This window comes from Dactylosporangium sp. CS-047395, assembly GCF_050942185.1.
Taxonomy (GTDB): domain Bacteria; phylum Actinomycetota; class Actinomycetes; order Mycobacteriales; family Micromonosporaceae; genus Dactylosporangium.
Genome location: NZ_CP192015.1, coordinates 5,573,732 through 5,596,780, shown reverse-complemented (window position 1 = coordinate 5,596,780; position 23,049 = coordinate 5,573,732). Strand labels below are relative to the sequence as shown.

The following is a 23,049-nucleotide window of genomic DNA, read 5'->3' as shown; positions in this document are numbered from 1 at the left end:
CCGCGGCGGCGCGACACCTGTCACCGGTGCCACGCCGCGTTGGCCGTCCTAGGATACTAGGCCTGTACGGTCAGACCTCGACCGGGAGCTCGTACACCTCGGTCGTGGGGTGGCCGGCCTTCTCGTGCACCCGCATGACCGCCTCCTTGCTCGGCCCGCTCGACAGGCAGAAGACCTTGCCCGCCTCCGGGTCCAGCCAGGCCCGCTCGAAGTGCACCCCCTCCTCGCCCTCGACGGCGAGGTCGGCCTCGTGCGCGGCCGCCAGCTGCTCCGCCGTCACCCCGACGAACCCGTCGTGCACATCCATGAACTTGGCCATCGTCCGTCCCCTTGCGATCCAGGGGCACGCTCCGCACCCCGCTGCGGACCAGCCTCGCCGAGGGGCGGATGAGCACGCATCGGTAACTCTGCCGACTGAGGCGGCCCGGCGGCGTTATAGCGTTGCGAGGCGGGTCTCGCGCTGGGCAGACTCGAGCGCCTCGCCGCGGGTGTCGCCGAGCCACGAGATCGGGCCGACCGGATGCCCGACCCGCATCAGCTGGCCGGTCTCGTCGGTCCACGCCACCAGCGGCACCGGCTCGATGTGCTCGGTCTGCCACCCGATCACCCGGCCGGCCTGCACAACCTCGTTCTCCGCGGTGGTGGCCAGCCACAACGGCGTGTTCTGCGGAATGATCGTCATGCCTGGGTGATGCCCCGGCAACGGAGGGTACAACCATGAACAGGCTCGACGACCTGCTCGACGAGGCCGCCGCCGCCCCCGTCGAGGGCTGGGACTTCTCCTGGTTCGCCGGGCGCGCCACCGAGGAGCGCCCGCCGTGGGGCTATGCCCGGCTCCTCGGCGACCGGTTGCGCACCGCGGCCGCCGCCCTGGACGTGCAGACCGGCGGCGGGGAGGTCTTCCGCGAGGCCCTTTCCTCCGCTTGTACCGCCGGTGCGTGCCCGGCCACCGTCGCCGCCACGGAGTCGTGGCCGCCCAACACCGCCCTCGCCCGCGCCGCGCTGGACGAGTTCGGGGCGAGCGTCGAACAGGTCGAGGACGACGCGCCGTTGCCCTTCGCCGACGGCGCGTTCGACCTGGTCTCCAGCCGCCACCCGGTCGTCGTCGGCTGGCCGGAGATCGCCCGGGTGCTGGCCCCCGGCGGCACGTACCTCGCCCAGCACGTCGGGGTCGGCACCGCCGCCGCCCTGACCGACTTCATGATGGGCCCGCAGCCGCTCGGCGACGGCCGCAGCGTGGCCCGCGCCCGCGCCGGGGCGCAGAGCGCCGGGCTCGACGTCGTCGACGTGCGGGAGGCCACGCTGCGGCTGGAGTTCCTCGACGTCGCGGCGGTCGCGGTGTACCTGCGCAAGGTGATCTGGATCGTGCCGGGCTTCACTCTCCAGCGGTACCGCGACAAGCTCGCCGAGATGCACGAGCGCATCGAGCGGGAGGGCCCGTTCACCGCCACCGTGGCCCGGTACCTGATCGAGTGCCGTAAGCCACACGGAGTGGACGGAAGGTGAACGGCCGATCGGGCGGCGAGGATAGTTTGGGGGCAGAAGCATACCCGCCGTTGCTGCCAGGAGACTTCTCATGAGCGATTCGTCCGTCAACGTCACCGTGACCGGCGCGGCCGGCCAGATCGGCTACGCGCTGCTGTTCCGCATCGCCTCCGGGCAGCTGCTCGGCGCGAACACGCGGGTCAAGCTGCGGCTGCTGGAGATCCCGCAGGCCGTACGCGCCGCCGAGGGCACGGCCCTGGAGCTGGAGGACGGCGCGTTCCCGCTGCTCGCCGGGGTCGACGTGTTCGACGACCCGAAGGCCGCCTTCTCCGGCGCCAACGTGGCCCTGCTCGTCGGTGCCCGCCCCCGCACCAAGGGCATGGAGCGCGGCGACCTGCTCGAGGCCAACGGCGGCATCTTCAAGCCGCAGGGCGAGGCGATCAACGCCGGCGCCGCCGAGGACATCAAGGTCCTCGTGGTGGGCAACCCGGCCAACACCAACGCCCTCATCGCCCAGCGCCACGCCCCCGACGTGCCGGCCGAGCGCTTCACCGCCATGACCCGCCTCGACCACAACCGGGCGATCTCCCAGCTGTCGCGCAAGCTCTCCGTGCCGGTCTCCGAGATCCGCAAGGTCACCATCTGGGGCAACCACTCCGCCACGCAGTACCCGGACCTCTTCCACGCCGAGGTCTCCGGCCGCAACGCCGCCGAGGCCGTCGGCGACCAGCAGTGGCTGGCCGACGAGTTCATCCCGCGGGTGGCCAAGCGCGGCGCCGAGATCATCGAGGTCCGCGGCGCCTCCTCGGCCGCGTCCGCCGCCTCGGCCGCCATCGACCACGTCTACGACTGGGTCAACGGCACCGCCGAGGGCGACTGGACCTCGGCCGGCATCGTCTCCGACGGCTCCTACGGCGTGCCCGCCGGCCTCATCTCCTCCTTCCCGGTCACCTCGGCCGGCGGCAAGTGGGAGATCGTGCAGGGCCTGGACATCGACGAGTTCTCCCGCGCCCGCATCGACGCCTCGGTCGCCGAGCTGGAAGAGGAGCGCGACGCGGTCTCGCGCCTGGGCCTCATCTGATCGCGTCCTTTCGTGGGGCGGCCCGGCGACGGGCCGCCCCATCGTTGTATCCGCAGTAGGCTTCCGGCGTGACTCCAGCGGCAACGGCTCTGCCCATCGCGGAGACCAGACGGGCCCGGCGCATCCTCAAGCTCCTGCTGGCCCGCTACCCCGACCACCGCCTCGAGCTCGACTTCGCCTCCCCGCTGCAGCTGCTGGTCGCCGCCACTCTGGCCGCGCAGACCCTCGACGAGCGGGTCAACGCCGTCACCCCGGTCCTGTTCACCCGCTACCCGGCCGCCGCCGACCTGGCCGCCGCCGAGCAGGAGGAGATGGAGCAGATCCTGGTCCCCGTCGGGTACTACCGGCAGAAGACCCGCAACGTCATCAAGCTCGCCGCGACCCTCGTCGAGCGGCACGCGGGCGAGGTCCCCGCCACGCTGGACGAGCTCGTGGCGCTGCCGTGGGTCGGCCGCAAGACCGCGAACATGGTGCTGGGCAACGCCTTCGCCGTCCCCGCCGTCTCCGTCGACACGCACACCGGCCGCGTCGCGCACCGCCTCGGCTGGTCCCCGGAGAAGGACGTGGACGCGGCGGAGGCGGCGATCCAGGCGCGGTACGACAAGAAGGACTGGGTCACCGTCAACCAGCTGCTGATCCTGCACGGCCGGCGGACCTGCCACTCCCGCAAGCCGGCGTGCGGCGCCTGCCCCCTGGCCAAGGAGTGCCCGTCATCGGCCCTGGGCGAGCAGGACCCGGAGAAGGCCCGCGCCCTGCTCAAGTGAGCCGCCTGCGCTCCGCCGTCAGCTTGGCGGCGGGAACCTTGTCCCAGAGCGTCTCCCCGTCGCCGTCCCAGGTTCCGGCGATCCTCCCCCGGTACGCGACGACCGGCGAGATCCACCCGCCCGCCCGGCTCACCTCGGCGCGGTGCTCCTTCGGCAGCGTCCGCTCGTCGGCGGTGCCGGGCCCGAGCACGAACTGATCGAACGCCGGCAGCAGCCGCACCTCGTCGAACCGGGGTTTCGCCGCCAGACTGTCGACGTCCTCGGTGCGGGCCCACAGCCGCTCCCCCTCGACGTCCACCTCGGCGATGAGCCCGTCCTCGTGCAGGCCGGCGAACCACTGGCGGAGCATCGCCTTCTTCGACTGCCCGCGGATCAGCCACTGGTCGAACGTCTCACGCGACGCCGGCCCATACGCCCCGAGGTACGCCGGCACCACCACCCTCGCCGCCTCGCCCGGCTCCGGGATCTCGAAGGACGGCCGCGTGAACGTGACCCGGTTGTCGTCGCTGTTCGGCCCGTACACCAGCAGGCCCTGCCACGACAGCGGCTTGAGCACCGCCCCCCATCCGGACTTCAGATGCTCCGCGAGCGACGGGTCCCCGGCGTGCTCGACGATCGCGGCGGTGAGCTGCTCCCGCGTGAGGACGTGCCCGTCGAGCGCCTCCCGCGCGGCCTCGGCCATCGCGTCCATCTGCGCCACGGTCACGAACGTCCGCTGCCACACCCCCTTCTCCCACGTGCGCGCCGCCCCGAGGAGCGTGAGCTGGGCGGCGGCCTGCGTGGGCGTCAGCAGATGCAGGGTGCCGCGCACCGACCACGTTTTGACAAGCTTCTGCTCTTGTACCGCCTGCCGCACCGACCCGGGATCAGGTCGCGCCTGCCGCGCGGCGACGGCCTGCTCGGCACACGACGCCACCTGCGCCTGCACCCCCGCGAGCCGCTCGACCACGGCCACCGGATCGACGGCCTGCGCCGGGCGGTGCAGCCACTGCTGCCGGCACCGCCAGTGCAGCACGTCGTCCCAGCTCAACGAGAGCGTCACGCGGCCACGCTACCGGCTACCGGCGCCGGCCACGATCCGTCGCCCGCCGTCGCCGTCCTTGCCCGGCATGAGCACGACGCGAGGCGACGGCGCGGGGTGGGCATCCGACATCGCCGGACCTGACGCGGCGCCACGCCCGGTGTTGCCGGACATGACGCGGCGCCGCACCCGGGTTCACCGGATACGGCGCCGCGTCTCCGCTACCACCCCCACGCCCCGGGTCCGGCGCGCCCCGCCAGGCGCCTTGCCGGACCCGCGGTGCGGTCCTAGATCCCGGCCGGGACGTAGTCCGGCACGGCCGGGCCGTCGCTGCCCTCACCCTCGGCGGCCGGGCGCAGGGCCAGGGCGAGGACGTCGGCGACGTCGGCCAGGGCGTGCACGGTCAGCTGCTCGCGCACCTCCTGCGGCAGGTCGTCCAGGTCGGGCTCGTTGCGCTTCGGGATGATGACCTCGGTCAGGCCCGCGCGGTGGGCGGCGAGCAGCTTCTGCTTCACGCCGCCGATCGGCAGGACCCGGCCGGCCAGGGTGACCTCGCCGGTCATGCCGAACTCCGGGCGCACCGGGCGCCCCGTGGCCAGCGACGCCAGGGCCGTGACCATGGTGATGCCGGCGCTCGGGCCGTCCTTGGGCACCGCACCCGCGGGGACGTGCAGGTGGATGCGCCGCCCGGCGAGCTGGTTGGGGTCGATGCCGAGCCGGCGCCCGTTCGAGCGCAGGTACGACAGCGCGATGTGCGCCGACTCCTTCATCACGTCGCCGAGCTGGCCGGTCAGGGTCAGGCCGGGCTCGCCCTCCATCGAGGTGGCCTCGATGAACAGCACGTCGCCGCCCGCCCCGGTCACCGCCAGGCCGGTCGCCACGCCGGGGACGGCGGTGCGCTCGGCCGACTCGGGCGTGAACCGCGCCCGGCCCAGGTACTTCGCGACCTCGTCCACCCCCACCTCGACCGGCGCCGGGTCGCTCGCCAGCGCGACGGCGACCTTGCGCAGGATCTTGGCCAGGGCCCGCTCGAGCTGGCGCACGCCGGCCTCGCGGGTGTGCTCGCCGGCGATGCGGCCCAGCGCCTCGTCGGTGACGGTGACCTCGGAGGCCTCCAGCCCGGCCCGCTGCAGCTGCCGCGGCAGCAGGTGGTCGCGGGCGATGGCGACCTTCTCCTGCTCGGTGTACCCGTCCAGCTGCACCAGCTCCATCCGGTCCAGCAGCGGGCCGGGGATGGTCTCCACCACGTTCGCGGTGGCCAGGAACAGCACGTCGGACAGGTCCAGGTCGACCTCGAGGTAGTGGTCGCGGAACGTGTGGTTCTGCGCCGGGTCGAGCACCTCGAGCAGCGCCGCGGCCGGGTCGCCGGCGTAGCCGACGGCCAGCTTGTCGACCTCGTCGAGCAGCACGACCGGGTTCATCGAGCCGGCCTCACGCAGCGCCCGCACGATCCGGCCCGGCAGGGCTCCGACGTACGTGCGCCGGTGGCCCCGGATCTCCGCCTCGTCCCGCACGCCGCCGAGCGACACGCGGACGAACTTGCGCCCGAGCGCCCGGGCCACGGACTCGCCGAGGCTGGTCTTGCCGACCCCGGGAGGGCCCGCGAGCGCCAGCACGGCACCCGAGCCGCGCCCGCCGACGACCTGCAGGTTCTTCTCGGCGCGACGGTTGCGCACCGCGAGGTACTCGAGGATGCGGTCCTTCACGTCCGCCAGCCCCGCGTGGTCGGCGTCGAGCACCGCCCGCGCCGCCGCCAGGTCGGTGTTGTCCTCGGTCCGCTCGCTCCACGGCATCTCCAGCACCGTGTCGAGCCAGGTGCGGATCCACCCGGCCTCCGGCGACTGGTCGCTGGCCCGCTCGAGCCGCCCGACCTCGCGCAGCGCCGCCTCCCGGACGTTGCCGGGCAGCTCGGCCGCCTCGACCCGGGACCGGTAGTCGGCCGACCCGTCGGGCTCGTCCTCGCCGAGCTCCTTGCGGATCGCGGCCAGCTGCTGGCGCAGCAGGAACTCGCGCTGGGTCTTCTCCAGCCCCTCGCGCACGTCATGGTTGATCTTCTCGTTGACCTGCTGCTCGGCCGCGTGCGCCCGCGCCCACTCCACGAGCAGCTCCAGCCGCGCGGTGACGTCGGGCGCCTCCAGCAGCTGGATCTTCTGCTCCAGGGTGAGCCACGGCGCGTACCCGGCGGAGTCGGCCAGCTCGGACAGATCACTGATCTTCTCGACGGTGTCGATCACCTGCCACGCGCCGCGCTCCTGCAGCACGCCGATGACCAGCGCCTTGTACTCGCGCGCCAGCTCCCGCGCCTTGCCGGCCGGGACGGGCTCGCTGACCTCGGAGGCCTCGACCCAGAGCGCGGCACCCGGCCCGGGCACACCGGCCCCGATGCGGGCCCGGTCCAGGCCGCGGATCACGGCCGCCGGCTCCCCGCTGGGCAGCCGCCCAACCTTCTCGAGCACGGCGATCACACCGAACGACCCATAGGCGCCGTCGACCCGCGGGACGGCGAGCACCCGCTTGTCACCGGCGGAACGCGCCGCGTCGACAGCCGCCTGCGTGGAGGCGTCGAGCGTCACGGGAATGACCATGCCAGGAAGCAGGACGTCGTCGTTGAGGGGTAGAACTGGAAGTGTTGCCATCAGGACACACCTGCCATCAGTAGGTTGAGCGTGTCAGGCTTAAGTTACAAACGGTGCCCCTTGTTCCCGCCGGCACCTGACGTGTGACCCAGGCCACTCGCGCGCTTGGTGCTGCCGCCGCGCTCAACCGATACGGGCGACCACGGTGCGCTCCGCAGGCACGCCGGCCCCGAGCACGGCCGCCGCGTCGACCGCGGTCGAGTCGGCGGTCCCCGCGATGTGCGCCTCGGCGAGGATGGCCTGCACCGGTGCGACGGCATCGCGGCCGGCGATCAGCAGCAACGGGCGGTCACCGCCCAGCGGCGCCGGAGCGCCGGCGGGGAGCCACAGCTGGACGCGGTCGCCCACCTCGGCCCGTTCGACCAGGGCGACGCCGACCGGGTCGTCGTGCTGGACGGCGACGTGCAGCTCGACGACACGATCGGCGAGCGGCGGCGTCAGGAGGTTGCCGGAGTCAGCGCCGCCGCCCCCGTCACCGCCAGCACCCCGTCGAGCGCCGTCCGCATCCCGAAGCGGTACGCCCCCGCGAAGTCCGCCGAGGGCAGCGCGCACCGCAGCCCCGACTCCGTGGCCGACCGGCCCGGGCGCTCGCACAGCGGGGTCGGCGCCGAGATCTCCCGCCGTACCACGTCCGCCGCCCCCAGCAACGCGGCCGCGTGCGCGGGATCGCCCAGCCGGCGGCGGCACTCGGCGAAGGACTCCAGCACACTCGCCGTACGCCAGCGGTCGCCCACCCGCCGGTGCAGGGAAAGACTGGCCCGCAGCCGCTCCGCCGCCGCCGGCAGCCGGCCCTCCGCCAGATCCACCCGGGCCAGCAGCTCCTGGGCCCAGGCCACGCCCTCGGGGAAGGCCAGCTCCGTGAAGCCGGACAGCGCGTCCTCCAGCGCGGCCCGCGCGGCCACCTGGTCGCCCCGGTAGTGCGCCACCGCGCCCAGGTGTGTCAGCGACGAGGCCGCCGACTCCGCGTCGGCCAGGTCCCGGAACGCGGCCAGCGACGCCGCCAGCAGCCCGTCCGCGCCGTCCAGGTCGCCTGACAGCCAGGCCGTCGCGCCCGCGAGCTGGGTCGCGCGGCCCTCGCCCCAGGCGTCACCCGACGCGCGGTACAGCTCCCGGGCCTCCTCCAGGTACGCCCGTGACTGCGGGTACCGGGCCCGCTCGCGCTCCACACCGCCCAGCAACGTCAGCAGCGGCCCCCGCGCGGCGGCGAAGGGCAGCGCCTGGTGGGCCAGCGCGTAGGCGGCACCGTAGTCGCAGGCGAGCATGGCCAGGGTCGCCGCCGCCGAGGCGGCCGCCGCGCGGGCCGGGGCCGGCGCGCCGGGACGGCGGGCGAGGGCGGCGGCGAGCCAGTCGCGGCCCTGGGAGTACCCACCGATGAAATGCTGGAAGGGCGCCATCGCGGTGGCCAGGCGCAGGTCCGCGTCCTCGGTGCCCCCGGGACGGGCGGCGAGCGTGGCCAGCGCCGCCCGCAGGTTGTCCTGCTCCAGGGTGAGCGTGCGCAGCCACGTGCGCTGCTCCGGCCCGCGGATCCCGGCCGCCGCCCGCTCGGCCAGGTCCAGGAAGAACGCGGCGTGCGCGGCGGTGGCGGCGTCGTGCTCGCCCGGCGCCTCGGCCAGCCGCGCGGCCGCGTACGCGGTGACCGTCTGCAGCATCCGCCCGCGCCCCGGCGACGACGTCAGCAGCGAGCGCTCCGCCAGCGCCTCGAGCAGCTCCGGCCGGTACCCCGGCAGGACACCCACCGCCGCGGCACTCCACCCGCCCTGGAACACCGCGAGCTGCCGCAGCAGGGTCTGCTTGTCCGCCGACAGCAGGTGATACGACCAGTCCAGCGCGGCCCGCAAGGTGCGGTGGTGCGAGGGACCGGGCGCCTTCGCGTCGGCGAGCACGCGGAAGCGGTCGGCCAGCAGCCGGCGTACCTCCGGCACCGACAGCAGCGCCGCCCGCGCCGCGGCCAGCTCGATGGCCAGCGGCAGCCCGTCGAGGGCGGCGCAGATGGCCGCGGCCGCCGCCGTGTGCTCCGGCGGCAGCGCGCGCCCCGTGCGCTCGAACATGCGGGTGGCGAACAGGCGCAGCGCCGTGTCGGGATCGAGCGGCGGCACGGCGAGCACCGTCTCCGCGGCCAGCCCGAGCGGCTGCCGGCTGGTCGCGAGGACCCGCAGGTCCGGCCGGGCCGCCAGCAGCCGCCCGGCGAGCGCCCCGACCGCGGCCGCGGCGTGCTCGCAGTTGTCCAGCACGAGCAGCCCGGCGTCCAGGGTCTCCACCAGCGTGCCGAACGCGTCCAGGTCCGGGCGCCGGGTCACGCCCAGCGCGTCCAGGAGAAAGCCCGCCACGTCCGGGTCGTCCATCGTGGACAGATCGACGAAGTGCACCGGCCCGGGAAAGGAGGAAACGACGGCGATCGCGATGCGGGTCTTGCCGCTGCCCGCCGCACCCACCAGGGTGACGGGGCCGGAGGCGAGCAGGCGGGCCGCGAGACGCACCTCGGCATCCCGCCCCACCAGCGACGCCGCGGCATCCATCCGGCGACTGTACCGCCAAGCCGCCCGCCGCCGCGGGTAGCGTGGAACGCATGAAGATCGGGATCATCGGGTCGGGGAAGATCGGCGGGACGCTCACCCGGCGGCTGCGCGAACTCGGGCACGACGTCACCGTCGCGAACTCGCGCGGACCTGGTTCGCTGGCGGGCCTCGCGGCCGAGACGGGCGCGTCGGCGGGCACGGTGCGGGAGGCGGCGCGGGGCGAGATCGTCGTCATCGCGGTACCGATGAACGCCGTTCCTGATCTTCCGGCCGAGGACCTCGCGGGGCGCGTGGTGGCCGACGCCGGCAACTATTATCCGGCGCGCGACGGGCAGATCGCGGCGCTGGACAGCGGCACCACGTCGAGCCGGTGGACCGCCGAGCAGCTGCCCGGGGCCCGGGTCGTCAAGATCTTCAACACCATCCGCGCCGATCACCTGCTCACCCACGGGCGACCGGCGGGCGGCGACGGGCGCATCGCGCTGCCGGTCGCGGGCGACGACGGGGCGGCCAAGGAGCTCATCATGGGCCTGGTCGACGAGCTCGGCTTCGACCCGATCGATGCGGGCGGCCTCGACGACAGCTGGCGGCAGGAGCCGGGCGCGCCGGTGTACGGTGCGGACCTCGACGCCACCCGCCTGCGCGCGGGCCTCGCCGACGCGACCCGCTGAGGCGCGCGCGGTGGCGTTTCTGGTGGAGATGCCCGACGGCGGGTACCTCGAGGTCGAGGAGCGCGACGACATCGCCGACCCGCGGGTCATCGGCATCCTCGGCGGCTCGCCGCTGGCGGGCACCGGCCTGATCACGTTCGGCGCCGCGGTGCGCACCGGGCTGTCCGTCGACGAGCAGGACGACTTCGCCGACTGGCTGTACGACCGCGTGGTGATGTTCGCGGAACTCGGCGGCGAGATCGACGGATGGTCCCAGCGCGACGACGGCACCTGGGAGATTCGGGCGTTCCGTGCGGACGGGAGCGACGAACGTCACTGATCGACGCTGAACGGTGGATGAATACGGGGCCACCCGGCCACCCCGGCAACGGTTACCCTGACCGTCGATGGCGATGACGATCGAGGTCCAGGGCGCGGGGCGGCTGCTCAGCGTCGGGGCCGCCACGGACATCGGCCGGCGGTATCCGGCCAACTTCGACGTGCTGCACGCGGCCGAGCTGCAGCGCCGCCCCGGTCTGTGCGCGGTCGTGGCCGACGGCATGGGCGCCGGCGAGGGCAGCCGCACCGCCGGTCGGATGGCCGTCGACGTCTTCACCTCCGCCGTGCAGGACCACCGCGGCCCGTTCGAGCCGACCCCGCTGTTCGCCGCGATCGCCGACGCCCAGCGCCGGGTCCGCGCGGCCGGGCAGGAGCTGCGCGAGCTCACCGGCTGCACGCTGACCGCCCTCGTCGCCGACGCCACCGGCGCCTGGGTCACGCAGATCGGCGACAGCCGCGTGTACCGCCTGCGCGGCGGACTCCTCGAGCTGCTCACCGTCGACCACACGGCGGCGTGGCTGGGCGCGGTGCACGGCTGGTACCCGGCCGACTCACCCCAGGCGGCCGCCGCGCGCTACCAGCTGCACCGCTTCATCGGCCATCCCGGCCTGCCCGAGCCCGACGTGCTGAGCGTGACCATGTTCCCCGGCGACGTCTACTGCCTGTGCACCGACGGGATCGCGGAGCAGGTGCCGTACCAGCTCATGGAGCGCACCCTCGGCTCCGGCGCGTCCCCCGACGTCATGGCGTCGGCCCTGGTCGCCGCGTCCCTGGAGGCGGGCGGCCGGGACAACGCCACGACGGTCGTTGTGAAGGTCGCCTAAACCGTTGCGGTGACCACGGGACTGCTCACCGCCCCCGTTGCCGATCTTGGCGCAAATCCACCCTAGTGGGGACGGGTCCTCCAGACACGAGCCGTTCGGCCCACCCATTCCGGCTAATCCCGCGCGATCGTCCGGGGCCGCCCCGCCAGCACGGCGAACACCGCGATCAGACAAGACACCAGAACCAGAGCCGTCACCGGTACCGTCCAGGCCCCCGTCGCATCCCGCAGCGCCCCGATGAGCACCGGGCCGGCCGCGGCCAGCAGATACCCCACCGACTGCGCCATCGCCGACAGGGCGGCGGTCTGCGCGTCGTCGCGGGTACGCAGGCTGAACAGCGACAGGCACAGCACCAGCGCCATCCCGGCGCCGAACCCGTTGACCAGCACCGCGACCAGGGCCCAGCCCGCCGTCCACGGCAGCCACTGCAGGCCCGCGATCCCGGCCCCGATGAGCACCGCGCACACCACCCCGACGAGCCGCTGGTCCGGCAGGCGGCGGATGAGCACCGGCACGGTCAGGTTGGCCACGACCGACGCGGCGAGGCTCGCGAACAGGTGCCAGCCCGCGATGCCCGGGGCGATCCCGTGCTCGCGTTCCAGCGTCGGCATCCACGCCACCAGCACGTAGAAGGCCAGCGACTGCAGCCCCATGAACAGCGTGACCTGCCAGGCCAGGGCGCTGCGCCAGGGCAGCGGCGCGCGGCGGGGCGGTCCGGCGGCGGCCGGGCCGCCGCGCAGTTGCGGCAGCCAGACGACGATCGCGACCAGGACGAGCAGGACCCAGGCCCCCATCGCGTACCGCCAGCCGCCGATCGCCGCCGCCAGCGGTACCGCGATCCCGGACGCCACTGCCGCCACGACCGCCTGAGCGGCCGAATAGCCCCCGGTCAGCTGTGCGACCCGGTCCGGGAAGTCGCGCTTGACCACGCCCGGCAGCAGCACGTTGAAGCACGCGATGGCCGCGCCGACGGCGAGCGTGCCGGTCCACAGCTGAGTCGGCACCGACCGCACCACGATCCCGCCGGCCAGCAGCGCCAGGGCCAGGGCCAGGCTGCGTTCCAGCCCGATCCGCCCGGCGATGCGCGGTGCGACGAGCGAAAACACCCCGAAAGCCAGCAATGGTACGGCCGTGAGCAACCCGGTCGCCGCGGAGCTCAGACCGAGGTCGTGGCGGATGTCGGCGACGAGCGGCCCGACCGACGTGATCGGGGCGCGGCCGACCGCCCCGATGAGCAGCACCCCGGCCACGAGCTGGCTGCTTCTCACCGGCCCGCCGCTCCTCGCGGGCCACCCGCGTTCACAGGCCCGCCGCTCCTCGCGCGGCCGCCCGCGTTCACAGGCCCGCGGCTCCCCGTGGGGCCGCCCGCGTTCACAGGCCCGCCGCTGCTCGCGGGGTCGCCCGCGTTCACGGGCTCGCCGCTTCTCGCGGGTGACCCGCGTTCACAGGCCCGCGGCCACGAACCGCACGGCGGCGCTGAGGTCCTGGGCGGTCGGGGCGTCGTGCTCGTCGATGAGGACCTGGGTCAGTACGCCGCTGACCAGGGCCTGATAGAACGAGCCGAGCTGCGCCGCGCGGGCCGGTTCGACCTCGGGATCGATGCCGTGGAACACCTGCGCCCACAGCAGTCTGGCGTCCCGCATGCCCTCCACGAGCATCCGCCGCACCTCGTCGTTCTGGTCCAGCTGCACGAACGCGTCGTACGTCGCCATCAGCAGCCGGCGGTGGGTGCGGACGCTGTCGATCATGTACTCCCAGTACCGCTCGAAGCGCTCCGCCCCGCTCAGCCCCTCCGCGCCGGCGTTGCCGATCGCCTCCGCGAGCGACAGGCCCCAGTTCTCCATGGCCCGTTCGAGCGCGGCGGTCATCAGGTTGGCCATGCCGCCGTAGTGGTAGCCGATCGAGCCCAGGTTCGTGCCCGACGCCTCGACGATGTCGCGCGCCGTGGTGCGCGCGAACCCCTTCTCGTAGATGCAGCGAACCGCGCCCTCGAGCAGGTCCTCGCGATGTCCCATGAAGCCCGATCTTACTATACGGACGTGTTATACGGCCGTTCTATACAAACGTGTAGCACGGGCGTATGGTTCCCGGCATGGACATCCTGATTTCGGGGGCGAGCGTCGCGGGACCGGCCCTGGCGCTCTGGCTCAGCCGCTACGGACACGACGTCACCGTCGTGGAGAAGGCCCCGGCCCTGCGCGGCGGCGGCTACGCGGTCGACTTCCGCGGCCCGGTGCACCTGGCGACGCTGGACCGCATGGGCCTGCGCGCCGCCCTGGAGGCCAAGGCGACGCACATGGGCGACATCGCCGTCGTCGACGGCGCCGGCGAGCGCCTGACCGCCCTGCCGTCCGCCATCTTCAGCGGCGACGTCGAGGTGCTCCGCGGCGACCTGGCGGAGGTGCTGTACGCGGCGACGAGGGAGCGCGTCCGGTACCGTTTCGGCGACCAGATCACGGCCGTGGACCAGGACGAAACGGGCGTCGACGTCCGGTTCGCCGGCGGCACCGCCGAGCGCTACGACCTGCTGATCGGCTGCGACGGCGTGCACTCCGGCGTCCGCCGCCTGGTCTTCGGCGACGACCCCGAAACCCGCAAACCCCTCGGCGTGTACGGTGCGATCTTCACCATGCCCGGCACCCTCGGCCTGCACCGCAGCGGCATCATGTACTCCGAGCCCGGCCGCTCCGTCACCGTCTCGTCCCCCCACGGCGGCAACCAGATCGTCTCGCTGAGCTTCTACGAGCCCGGCCTCGAGTACGACTACCGCGACCCGGACCAGCAGCGCCGGATCATCGCCGCCCGCTTCGCCGACGCCGGCTGGCGCACCCCCGAACTGCTGGCGGCCATGGAGCACGCCGACGACTTCTGGTTCGACTCGACCACCCAGATCCACCTGCCCCGCTGGTCGCAGGGCCGGGTAGCCCTCCTGGGCGACGCCGGCTTCGCAGGAGGCCCCGGCGGCAACGGCACCGGCCTCGCCATCGTCGGCGCCCACGTCCTGGCCGGCGAACTCGACCGCGCGCGGGGCGACCACCGCGTGGCGTTCGCCCGCTACGAGGACCTGATGCGCCCGTACGTCGCGACCTGCCAGAAACAGGCCGACGCCGGCCCCGACTTCCTGGTCCCGCTGACCTGGAGGAAGATCGCCCAGCGCAACCGCTTCTTCAAGATGATCCGCTACATGCCGATCGCGCCCCGCCTCATCAGCCGCCTCGCCAGCCGAACAGCAGCGGCGTTCGACCTGCCGACATACGAACTCCCGGCGCTGCGCTGACCGCCCCCGACGCCGCGCTGAACTCGGCGGCGCTGCGCTGCGCTCCCTGGCGCGGCGGTGCTGCGCTGCCCTCTTCGGTGGCGCGGCTCTGACCCCAGCGCTGCGCCGACCCCGGCGGCGCTGACAACCGCCCCGGCGCTGCGCTGATCCCGGCGGCACCGCGCTGATCCCGGCGGCGCTGACGGCCTCGGGTGCCGCCGTCACCGCACCCGGCCACGCCACCAACACCCACCGCCGCCGCGCTGCCGCCGCGCTGCCGCCGCCGGCCGCCGCACTGTGCTCGCAGCGGCTATCACCATCAGCGCAGAGTCCGAATCTGTCGTGGACCGACCACTCACCACGCCACACCACCACCGCCACCCGCCGCATCACCGCAACGCATCTCGCCCACCGCCGCACCGACTGCTGCGTCGCTGCGTAGCCGTTGTTGGCACCACCTTCAGGACACCCACCGTGGCGTTCGCATCACTCATCCGGGTGAACTTCGGGCGGTCTTCGCGCGTGGGGCAGGCGCTTCATAGCGCAGAAACGGTGCAAACACGCGGTTTTGCCGATATTCGGGCCGCAAATCCGACCAACCCGTACTTTCAGGCCATCTGCCCTACTTCGTGGAGGTGAGATGGGATTCCGAAAGGGTCTCGCCGTTACGCTCGTCGCCGGTGCGGTTGCGGCGGGCGCGGCGGTTCAGGGCGGGCCGGTGTTCGCGGCCGATTCAGGCATGACTCGCGGCGTCGTCGCCCTGACCAACAGCGTGCGCGCACGCGCCGGATGCGGGCCGGTCTCGGCCAGCCCGCGGCTCGGTTTCGCCGCGTGGCAGCACTCGCGGGACATGGCCGGTCGCGGCTACTTCTCGCACGGGTCGCCCAGTGGCGGCTCCCCCGGTAGCCGAGTCCGGGCCGCCGGGTACCACTGGTCCTCGTACGGCGAGAACATCGCCTGGGGCCAGCCGGACGCGCGAACCGTCATGAACGCGTGGATGAACAGCCCCGGCCACCGGGCCAACATCCTCAACTGCCGGTTCCGCAACATGGGCGTCGCCGTCGCGTACAACTCACGCGGCGTGCCCTACTGGACCCAGGACTTCGCCAGTCCCTGGTGACACGCCCAGGCCCGGCTCCGCGGACGACGAACCCCGGAGCCGGGCGGCGGCACCGAAATTTCTCGGTTCAGAATGTGTCGACGGAGTGTAGCCAGGGAAGTACGCGCCGGAAACGCACCGGCGATATGCCGGGCGATTCGCCACTGGGCACTCTCAGTAGTTCATTGACTACTCCATCCGCACTCGCACCGCCGTGGCGCACCAGGATGCGGTGCGGGGCCGGGCTTTGCGTCACGCGATCGACACACTCCGCTGCACACCCCGAAGAAATCGAACGGAAAGCCACCCCGAGCGCGACGCCGGGGTATTTCTCGTGATCATTCTCGAGTTCGTCCGGCGCGTGGGTGCGACAGCGGCCGTACCAGAGAAAACGCTTTCATCGATGGTCCGGAAATCGCTTCCGGAGACCGATAAACATCGATCTTGATGGCCTTTGGAGCGCGAATTCGCGGCTGGCGCCAAAGGTGACTCGGCGGGCGTGCGGGGGCGCTGACCCGGCTGACTTCCAGCGGCTTCCCATCGGAAGTTCATCGCGCGTTGTCCTCGGACGCTGGACAGAACGCCCCGCTGACCGCCTAATTGAATGCACCTCGCCCGGCACCCCGCCGCCGGTCGGGCCCGCCGCCGCACCGTGCACCACCCCGCCGCCGAGCACGACGCACCTGAACGATCACTTTTCCCATCCGCAACACCACCCTGGGTAGCACGCACCCTTCTTCCGGGAGGCCGCCGTGAACGACACGACATCCGCCATCCTCCTCACGGAGACCACCGCTTCCGCGTATGTGGCCGCCGCCGGGTTCCGGGTCGGTCCGGTGGGTCGCGTCGGGGTGGAGCTGGAGTATTGCGTGCGCGATCCGCGCCGGCCGCTGCATCGCCCGGCGCCGGACCGGCTGCTGGGCCTGGTGGCGCACCTGGGCAACCCGTTGCCGGGCGGCAGCGCGGTGACGATCGAGCCGGGCGGCCAGCTGGAGCTGTCCAGCTCCGTGGGCGGGTCGCTGGCGGAGTGCCTGGCCGCGCTGGCGGGCGACCTGGCGCTGGTGCGGGCGGCGCTGGCCGAGCACGGGCTGTACCTCGACGGGACCGGTCTGGACATGCTCCGCCGCCCGCGTCTGGTGACCGACCACCCACGCTATGTGGCGCTGGCCGAGTACCACGACCGTGCGGGCAACCGGGGACGCACCGTGATGACGAACTCGGCCTCGATCCAGGTCTGCCTCGACTCCGGCACCGATGAGGCGGAGGCCGACGACTGGTCGCACTTCACGCGGCGCTGGTGGCTCGCCGACGCCATCGGCCCGGTGATGATGGCCGCGTTCGCCAACTCCCCGCACGTCACGCGGGCCGGGCGCCGCTGGGCGTCCTACCGCCAGGCACTGCGCTTCGGCACCGACGCCAGCCGCACCCGCGCCCCGAAGCGGACCGACGACCCGCGCCAGGCCTGGGCCCGCTACGCGCTCGCCGCGAAGGTCGCGATGGTCGCCCCGCCCGGGGACGACCCGGCCACCGGCCAGGACGGGCGCTGGCACGTCCCGCACGGGCTGACCATGCGGGACTGGCTGCGCGGGTACGGTCCGCGCCCGGTGACCCTGACCGACCTCGAACGGCACCTCGGCACCCTGGTCCCGCCGGTGCGCCCGCGCGGCTACCTGGAGCTGCGGATGATCGACCAGCAGGCCGGCGACGACTGGGTGGTGCCGGCCGCGGTGGTCACCGCGCTGCTCGACGACCCCGAGGGCGCGCAGGCCGCCGCCGACGCCACCGAGCACCTGCGCTCGCCCCTGCGCCGGCACCGCGACTGGCTCGCCGCCGCCCGGGACGGCCTCGCGGACCCGGCCACCGCCGCCGCCGCGCTCGCCTGCTTCACCGCCGCCCAGGCGGTCCTGGCGCGCAGCGACGCGCCGCTCACCGTGCGCGATGCCGTTGCCCAGTTCGTCGACCGCTACGTTCTGCGAGGACGCTGCCCGGCAGACGACGCGCCGCAGGAGCGGGCGCGCGGGATGCGTGTGGTATCAACGGGATGACCAGACCCCGGCTTCGAGGAGTCCCGCTCGTGCGCGACATCGCCGTGTTCAGTGGTAGTGCGCATCCCGCGCTGGCGGAGGAGATCTGTGCGCAGCTCGAGGTGCCGCTCCTGCCCGTGCGGGTGGATCGGTTCGCCAACGACTGCCTCGAGGTGCAACTGCAGGCCAACTGCCGTGAGCGCGACGTGTTCCTGATCCAGCCGCTGGTGCCGCCGGTGCAGGAACACCTCGTGGAACTGCTGCTCATGCTCGATGCCGCCCGCGGCGCGTCGGCCGCGCGGACCACCGTCGTCATGTCGCACTACGCGTACGCGCGCTCCGACAAGAAGGACGAGCCGCGCATCTCCATCGGCGGGCGGCTCGTCGCCGACCTGCTCTCCGCCGCCGGGGCCAGCCGCGTGCTCACCCTGACCCTGCACTCGCCGCAGGTGCACGGCTTCTTCTCGGTGCCGGTCGACCACCTGCACGCCCTGCGCGAGCTGGCCGGGCACTTCCACGGCACCGACCTGTCCAACGCCGTCGTCGTGTCGCCGGACCTGGGCAACGCGAAACCTGCTTCGGCCTTCGCGCGCATGTTGTCGGTACCGGTGGCCGCCGGCGCCAAACAACGCTTCTCCGACGACCGCGTCGTCATCAGCACGGTCATCGGCGACATCGAGGGCCGCGACGTCATCGTCCTCGACGACGAGATCGCCCGCGGCAGCACCGTCTTCGAGCTCATCGACCGCCTCCGCGAACGGGGCGTGGCCAGCATCCGGGTGGCGTGCACGCACGGGCTGTTCACCGGCGACGCGCTGCGCCGCCTGCAGGAGCAGGACGACGTGCTCGAAATCGTGTGCACCAACAGCGTCCCGCTCCCGAAGGACAAGTGGGTCCCGAAGCTGCGCGTGCTGTCGATCGCGCCCGCCATGGCCGAGGCGATGCGCCGCATCCACAACGGCGAGTCCGTGAGCTCACTCTTCCACTGACGTCACCAACGAGTGACGCCACCACGCACCGGCGGGTGAATGGTCAAGCGTGGTGTCCGATGTCCGCATCGCGGTTGTCGGCACTCTCCGTTCATGATCAGATGCCGGGAGAAGCACTGTCCCCAGTTCTGACGTGAGTGAGCCCCGATGTTCGTGACTTCCCGTGCCTGACACCGCACGCCCAGGTGCCGGCCGCGGCGATCCACACGCGGGCTCCGGCACGGCGACCCCCGGCGACGGCCCGGCCACCGTCCGCGTCGGCGTCCTGGGCCCCCTGCGGACCACGGTCGGCGGCGCACCGGCCGACGCCGGCGGCCCCCGGCAGCGCGCGGTCCTGGCCCGGCTCGTCGCGGCGGGCGGTCACGTCGTGCCCACCGACCGCTTCATCGACGACCTGTGGCAGGGCGAACCACCGCCGAAGGCCCTGGCCGCCCTGCAGGTGTACATCTCCAACCTGCGCCGCGCCCTGGAACCGGGCCGGGCCCCCCGCACGGCCGCGACGGTCGTCGTGTCGGTGGCACCCGGCTACGCGCTGCGCCTGCCCGACGAGCAGGTCGACGCCTGGCGGTTCGAGACGCTCCTGCGGCAGGGCACCGACCTGGCCGGCCCCGACCCGCGCACGGCCGACCGGCTGCTGCGGGCGGCGCTGGACGCCTGGGCCGGCCCCGCGTACGCCGAGTTCGCCGACGAGGCCTGGGCCACCCCGGAGGCGGCCCGGCTGGAGGAGCTCCGCCTGGCCTGCGTGGAGGCGGCCGGACGGGTGGCGCTGCGGCTGGGACGGGCGGCCCTGGTCGTCCCCGAGCTGGACCGGCACGTGCAGGAGCACCCGCTGCGCGAGGGGGCCGTGCACGTCCTGGCCTCGGCGCTGTACCGGGCGGGACGGCAGGCCGACGCCCTCGCCGTGCTCCGCCAGGCCCGCGAGCGCCTGGCCGACGAGCTGGGCGTCGACCCGGGTCCGGCGCTGCGCGCGCTGGAGGCGGACGTCCTGGCGCACGCCGAGCACCTCTCCGCCGACGCGCCGCCCCCGCCCCCGGCCTCGTCGCCGGCGGCGGCAGCAGGCACCAGCCGGGCCGACGAAGAACCCGGCCGCCCCGGCACCCAGCCGGCGGTGCGGACCGCCGAGACCCGTGGCGGCGAGGCGGTGGGACGCGAAGCCGAACTCGCCGCGCTGACCGAGGTCGCCGACGCGGTACAACGGGATGGTCTGCGCATCGTCTGGGTCGGCGGTGAGGCGGGCGCCGGCAAGTCGACCCTGGTGCGGGCCTTCTCGGCAACGATGCCGGCGCGGGGCTGGCAGGTCGCCTGGGGCCGCTGCCCCGAGGTCGACGGCGCGCCACCCGCCTGGGCCTGGACCGAGGTCCTCGCCGACGAACCGCTGCCGCAGGGCGGAGCCGCGCCGTCCGACCAGCGGCTCGCGGACCAGTTCCAGCTCGCCCAGGCCGTCGGTGAGCGGCTCGGGTCGGGCGGACCGTTGCTCGTGGTGCTCGACGACGTCCACCGTGCCGACGGCGAGACCCTCCAGGTGCTCCGGCACGTCGCCGTCGCGCTGGCGGGACGGCCGGTGCTGGTGGTGGCGACCTTCCGGACCGGCGAGGACCACCCGCAGCTCGCGGCCGCACAGGCGGCGCTGGCCGGGCCCCGCTCCCGCGAACTGGTGCTCGGCGGCCTCGAACCGGACGCGGCGGCGCGCGTCCTCGCCGACCACCTCGGCGCCCCGGTCGACGCCGCCGTCGCCGCCGTCGTCCACGAGCGCACCGGCGGCAACCCGCTGTTCCTGGCCGAGACCGCCCGGCTGATCTCCGCCGAGGGCACGGGCAGCGCCGTCCGCGCGATCCCGTCCGGCATCGGCCACGTCCTGCGCCGCCGCCTCGCCCGGCTGCCCGCGGCGGCCCAGACGGTCCTGCGCCACGCCTCGATCCTCGGCCGCGACGTCGACATCGACGTGCTCGCCGAGGCGTTCACCGAGGACGAGGACGCGGTGCTCGACGGCCTCGAGGCGGGCGTGCTCGCCGGCCTGCTGGAAGAGCCCGCCCCCGGCCGGGTACGGTTCGGTCACGCCCTGTTACGCGACGTCCTGTACGACGACATGCCCCAGCTCCGCCGCCGCCGGTTGCACGAGCGCGTCCTCACCGTGCTGGAGCGCACCAACCCCGACGACGTCGCCGCGCTCGGCCATCATGCCCTGGCCGCCGCCACCCCGGCCACGGCGGTGCGGGCGGCCGGCCACGCCGTGGCGGCGGCCCGGCAGGCGGCCGGGCTGTCCGCGCACAGCGAGGCGGCCCAGCTGTACGCGGCCGCCCTCGACGCCCTCGGCCTGCGCCGCCCGGCCTCCGCCGACCCCGGCGAGCACCCGGGGGCGCTGCGGCTGGACCTCCTGTGCGGCCTGACCTCGGCCCGCGCCAACTCCGGCGACATGCTGGGCGCCCGCGCCGCGCGCTGGGACGCGGTCCGCGCCGCCACCGAACTCGGCGTCCCTGATGCGGCTGGTGCGGCCGGGGCGGCCGGGGCGACTGGTGCGGACAGGGCGGCCGACGTCGAGCCGCTGGCCCGGGCCCTGGCCGCGTTCGACGCGCCGGTGGCCTGGTCGATCCGGGTGGCCCGGGTCATCGACCGGCCGCTGGTCGGCCTGCTCGAACAGACCCTGGCCCGCCCCGGCCTGCCGGCCCGGTTGCGGGTGCGGATGCTCGTGGCCCTCGTCTACGAGCTCGAGGGCGACGAGCTGACCCGGTGCGACGAGGCGAGCGCGGAGGCGCTGCGCATCGCCCGCGCCGAGGGTGACGCGCTGTTGCTGTGCCAGGCCCTCAACGCGCGCTACTTCGCGGTGCTCAACCCGCGACGCCGCCACGAGCTGCCCGCGGTCGGCGCCGAACTGCTCGACGTGGCGGAGCGGGCCAAGTCGCTCGGGTTCCAGGCGCAGGCGCACCACATGCTGTACCAGGCGGCGCTGGAGCGCAACGACCTGCGGCTGGCCCAGGAGCACCTCGACCGCGCGCTCGAACGGTCCACCGCTGGGCAGCTCGGGGTGACCCTCTCCGTGATGGCGATCCTCGGCGCGATCCGCGCGGTGTTCGCCGGGGACAACGCCACCGCCGAGCGCATCTACACCGAGCTCGGCCGGCGGATCGAGGCCGCCGGGCAGCCCAACGCCAACCTCGTCAGCCTCGTCGGGGTGTTCTTCGTCCGGCTCACCCAGGGCCTCGGGCACACCTGCCTGCCGGTGCTGGAGCCGCTGCGGACGCTGTCGACCGCCGAGGCCGAGGCCGGCGAGTTCATCGCCCGGGCGCACGTCGACGCGGGCCGGCTCGACGAGGCCCGCGCGGCCTGGCGGCCCGGCGTGCCGGTCCGCGAGGACTACTACTGGCTGGCGATGATGGGACTGCGCAGCGAGAACGCGGCCGCGCTCGGCGACGTGGCCGTGGCGGCCGACTGCTACGAGCAGCTGCTGCCGTGGGCCGGGCAGTTCGTCGGCCTGGCCAGCGGTACGGTCCCCGGTCCCCCCGTCGATCTGGTGCTCGGCAAGCTGGCGGTCGCGCTCGGACGGCCCGCCGACGCCCACTTCGCGGCGGCGAAGGCGTTGGCCGCCCGTACCGGTGCGACGCCCTGGATGTGACGCCCTGGATGTGATGCCGGTCAGCCGAAGATGAGCTGTTCGCGGCGCAGGAACCCGGGCCGGACCGCGGCCAGGAGCAGGCGCAGCACCGGGCCCGCCTGGCGGTACAGCGCGACGAGTTCCTCGGGCGTCGCATAGCGCTCGATGCGGGGCAGCTCGAAGCTCATCTTCCCGCCCTTGCGCACCGCGTCCTCGACCTTCTGCCACTGCTCGCCGGACACGTACCGGACGATGACCGGGAAGACGGTGCGCTCCTCGTCGTCGATGTGCTCGTCGAGCAGGTCACGCAGCGTCGCCAGGGAATCGGCGAGCCGCGCGGCCGCGGCCGGGTCGCCCGGCGCACCGGCGAGGGCGGCGGACTGTTCGCGGATGCGGTCCAGCAGCGGGTCCAGCTGCGCGTGGTCGTCGGTGAGCTCGGCCAGGTCGACCTCGGCGCCCGCGGTCGCCTGCAGCACCGGCCACAGGATGTCGTCCTCGGCCTGGTGATGGTGGTGGATGCCGTCGCAGAGGCTGGTGAGGTAGCGGTGGATGGCCTTGGCGCGGGCGGGCGTCGCGGGAATCAGCCCGTCGGCCAGGGCCCGGGTGACGTCGGCGAACCGGCGGGCGTCGCCGCGCATCGAGCGGTGGTTGATGGTGATCCCGAGCAGGTCGGGTGCGGAGTGCTTCATGCCGTACAGCAGACCCGGCAACGGTTGGCGGCCACTTAACAGCCGCTTGGCGCCACGCCGGTGGTCCTGCCACGTTCGAGCCGGAGG

20 protein-coding genes are annotated in these 23,049 nt (G+C 73.8%); 11 read left to right on the top strand and 9 right to left on the bottom strand.

What is annotated here, in order from left to right:
* Positions 1–70: 70 nt before the first annotated feature.
* Positions 71–319: an SCO4226 family nickel-binding protein gene (locus ACQP00_RS26390; protein ID WP_433223532.1), complete on the bottom strand. Its 249-nt coding sequence runs from the start codon at positions 317–319 to the stop codon at positions 71–73.
* A 114-nt stretch (positions 320–433) separates the two neighbouring features.
* Positions 434–682, bottom strand: a complete 249-nt coding sequence (locus ACQP00_RS26385) for a hypothetical protein (RefSeq protein ID WP_433223530.1) — start codon at positions 680–682, stop codon at positions 434–436.
* A gap of 35 nt (positions 683–717) precedes the next feature.
* Between ACQP00_RS26385 and ACQP00_RS26380 the strand changes: the two genes are divergently transcribed.
* The 3 genes from ACQP00_RS26380 to nth all read left to right on the top strand — a co-directional run bounded on the left by ACQP00_RS26380 (position 718) and on the right by nth (position 3,330).
* Positions 718–1,506, top strand: a complete 789-nt coding sequence (locus tag ACQP00_RS26380; protein ID WP_433223528.1) for a methyltransferase domain-containing protein — start codon at positions 718–720, stop codon at positions 1,504–1,506.
* 70 nt (positions 1,507–1,576) lie between these two features.
* Positions 1,577–2,566 carry a malate dehydrogenase gene (locus ACQP00_RS26375; RefSeq protein WP_433223526.1) on the top strand — a complete coding sequence of 330 codons (990 nt, stop codon included), beginning with the start codon at positions 1,577–1,579 and terminating at the stop codon, positions 2,564–2,566.
* 68 nt (positions 2,567–2,634) lie between these two features.
* Entirely contained in the window at positions 2,635–3,330 is a 696-nt protein-coding gene (nth, locus tag ACQP00_RS26370) for an endonuclease III (RefSeq protein WP_433223524.1), read from the top strand.
* On the opposite strand, the gene ACQP00_RS26365 is transcribed toward nth, so the two are convergent.
* From ACQP00_RS26365 to ACQP00_RS26350, 4 genes are all read right to left on the bottom strand, one after another.
* Positions 3,323–4,372, bottom strand: a complete 1,050-nt coding sequence (locus tag ACQP00_RS26365; protein ID WP_433223522.1) for a DNA glycosylase AlkZ-like family protein — start codon at positions 4,370–4,372, stop codon at positions 3,323–3,325. The two genes, nth and ACQP00_RS26365, sit on opposite strands and share 8 nt — an antisense overlap.
* 266 nt (positions 4,373–4,638) lie before the next feature.
* Positions 4,639–6,987, bottom strand: coding sequence for an endopeptidase La (gene lon, locus ACQP00_RS26360; protein ID WP_433223520.1), 2,349 nt, complete (start codon positions 6,985–6,987; stop codon positions 4,639–4,641).
* 123 nt (positions 6,988–7,110) lie between these two features.
* Entirely contained in the window at positions 7,111–7,335 is a 225-nt protein-coding gene (locus ACQP00_RS26355) for a hypothetical protein (RefSeq protein ID WP_433223518.1), read from the bottom strand.
* 89 nt (positions 7,336–7,424) lie between these two features.
* Positions 7,425–9,503, bottom strand: a complete 2,079-nt coding sequence (locus ACQP00_RS26350; RefSeq protein ID WP_433223516.1) for an ATP-binding protein — start codon at positions 9,501–9,503, stop codon at positions 7,425–7,427.
* 50 nt (positions 9,504–9,553) lie between these two features.
* On the opposite strand from ACQP00_RS26350, the gene ACQP00_RS26345 reads away from it, so the two are divergent.
* The 3 genes from ACQP00_RS26345 (at position 9,554) to ACQP00_RS26335 (ending at position 11,316) form a co-directional block, all read left to right on the top strand.
* On the top strand, positions 9,554–10,174 hold the full coding sequence (locus ACQP00_RS26345; protein ID WP_433223514.1) for an NADPH-dependent F420 reductase: 621 nt from the start codon (positions 9,554–9,556) through the stop codon (positions 10,172–10,174).
* Between the two features lie 10 nt (positions 10,175–10,184).
* Positions 10,185–10,493: a hypothetical protein gene (locus ACQP00_RS26340; protein WP_433223512.1), complete on the top strand. Its 309-nt coding sequence runs from the start codon at positions 10,185–10,187 to the stop codon at positions 10,491–10,493.
* Positions 10,494–10,560: 67 nt separating this feature from the next.
* Positions 10,561–11,316, top strand: a complete 756-nt coding sequence (locus ACQP00_RS26335; RefSeq protein WP_433223510.1) for a PP2C family protein-serine/threonine phosphatase — start codon at positions 10,561–10,563, stop codon at positions 11,314–11,316.
* Positions 11,317–11,429: 113 nt separating this feature from the next.
* On the opposite strand, the gene ACQP00_RS26330 is transcribed toward ACQP00_RS26335, so the two are convergent.
* On the bottom strand, positions 11,430–12,584 hold the full coding sequence (locus tag ACQP00_RS26330; protein WP_433223508.1) for a CynX/NimT family MFS transporter: 1,155 nt from the start codon (positions 12,582–12,584) through the stop codon (positions 11,430–11,432).
* A 174-nt stretch (positions 12,585–12,758) separates the two neighbouring features.
* Positions 12,759–13,331 (bottom strand): TetR/AcrR family transcriptional regulator, encoded by a 573-nt coding sequence (locus ACQP00_RS26325; RefSeq protein WP_433223506.1) that lies wholly within the window; start codon positions 13,329–13,331, stop codon positions 12,759–12,761.
* A 77-nt stretch (positions 13,332–13,408) separates the two neighbouring features.
* On the opposite strand from ACQP00_RS26325, the gene ACQP00_RS26320 reads away from it, so the two are divergent.
* From ACQP00_RS26320 to ACQP00_RS26300, 5 genes are all read left to right on the top strand, one after another.
* A complete protein-coding gene (locus ACQP00_RS26320) occupies positions 13,409–14,593 on the top strand; it encodes an FAD-dependent monooxygenase (protein ID WP_433223504.1) in 1,185 nt (394 codons plus the stop codon).
* A gap of 718 nt (positions 14,594–15,311) precedes the next feature.
* Complete coding sequence (locus ACQP00_RS26315; RefSeq protein WP_433223503.1) at positions 15,312–15,692, top strand: CAP domain-containing protein; 381 nt, start codon at positions 15,312–15,314, stop codon at positions 15,690–15,692.
* 731 nt (positions 15,693–16,423) lie between these two features.
* On the top strand, positions 16,424–17,716 hold the full coding sequence (locus ACQP00_RS26310; RefSeq protein ID WP_433223501.1) for a glutamate-cysteine ligase family protein: 1,293 nt from the start codon (positions 16,424–16,426) through the stop codon (positions 17,714–17,716).
* Positions 17,717–17,745: 29 nt separating this feature from the next.
* Positions 17,746–18,684, top strand: coding sequence for a ribose-phosphate diphosphokinase (locus ACQP00_RS26305; protein ID WP_433223499.1), 939 nt, complete (start codon positions 17,746–17,748; stop codon positions 18,682–18,684).
* A gap of 163 nt (positions 18,685–18,847) precedes the next feature.
* The gene (locus ACQP00_RS26300) at positions 18,848–22,294 is read left to right on the top strand and encodes a BTAD domain-containing putative transcriptional regulator (protein ID WP_433223497.1); all 3,447 of its coding nucleotides are present in this window, start codon (positions 18,848–18,850) and stop codon (positions 22,292–22,294) included.
* A gap of 20 nt (positions 22,295–22,314) precedes the next feature.
* Here ACQP00_RS26300 and ACQP00_RS26295 read toward each other — a convergent pair whose 3' ends face one another.
* Complete coding sequence (locus tag ACQP00_RS26295; protein ID WP_433223495.1) at positions 22,315–22,962, bottom strand: hemerythrin domain-containing protein; 648 nt, start codon at positions 22,960–22,962, stop codon at positions 22,315–22,317.
* Positions 22,963–23,049: the final 87 nt, after the last annotated feature.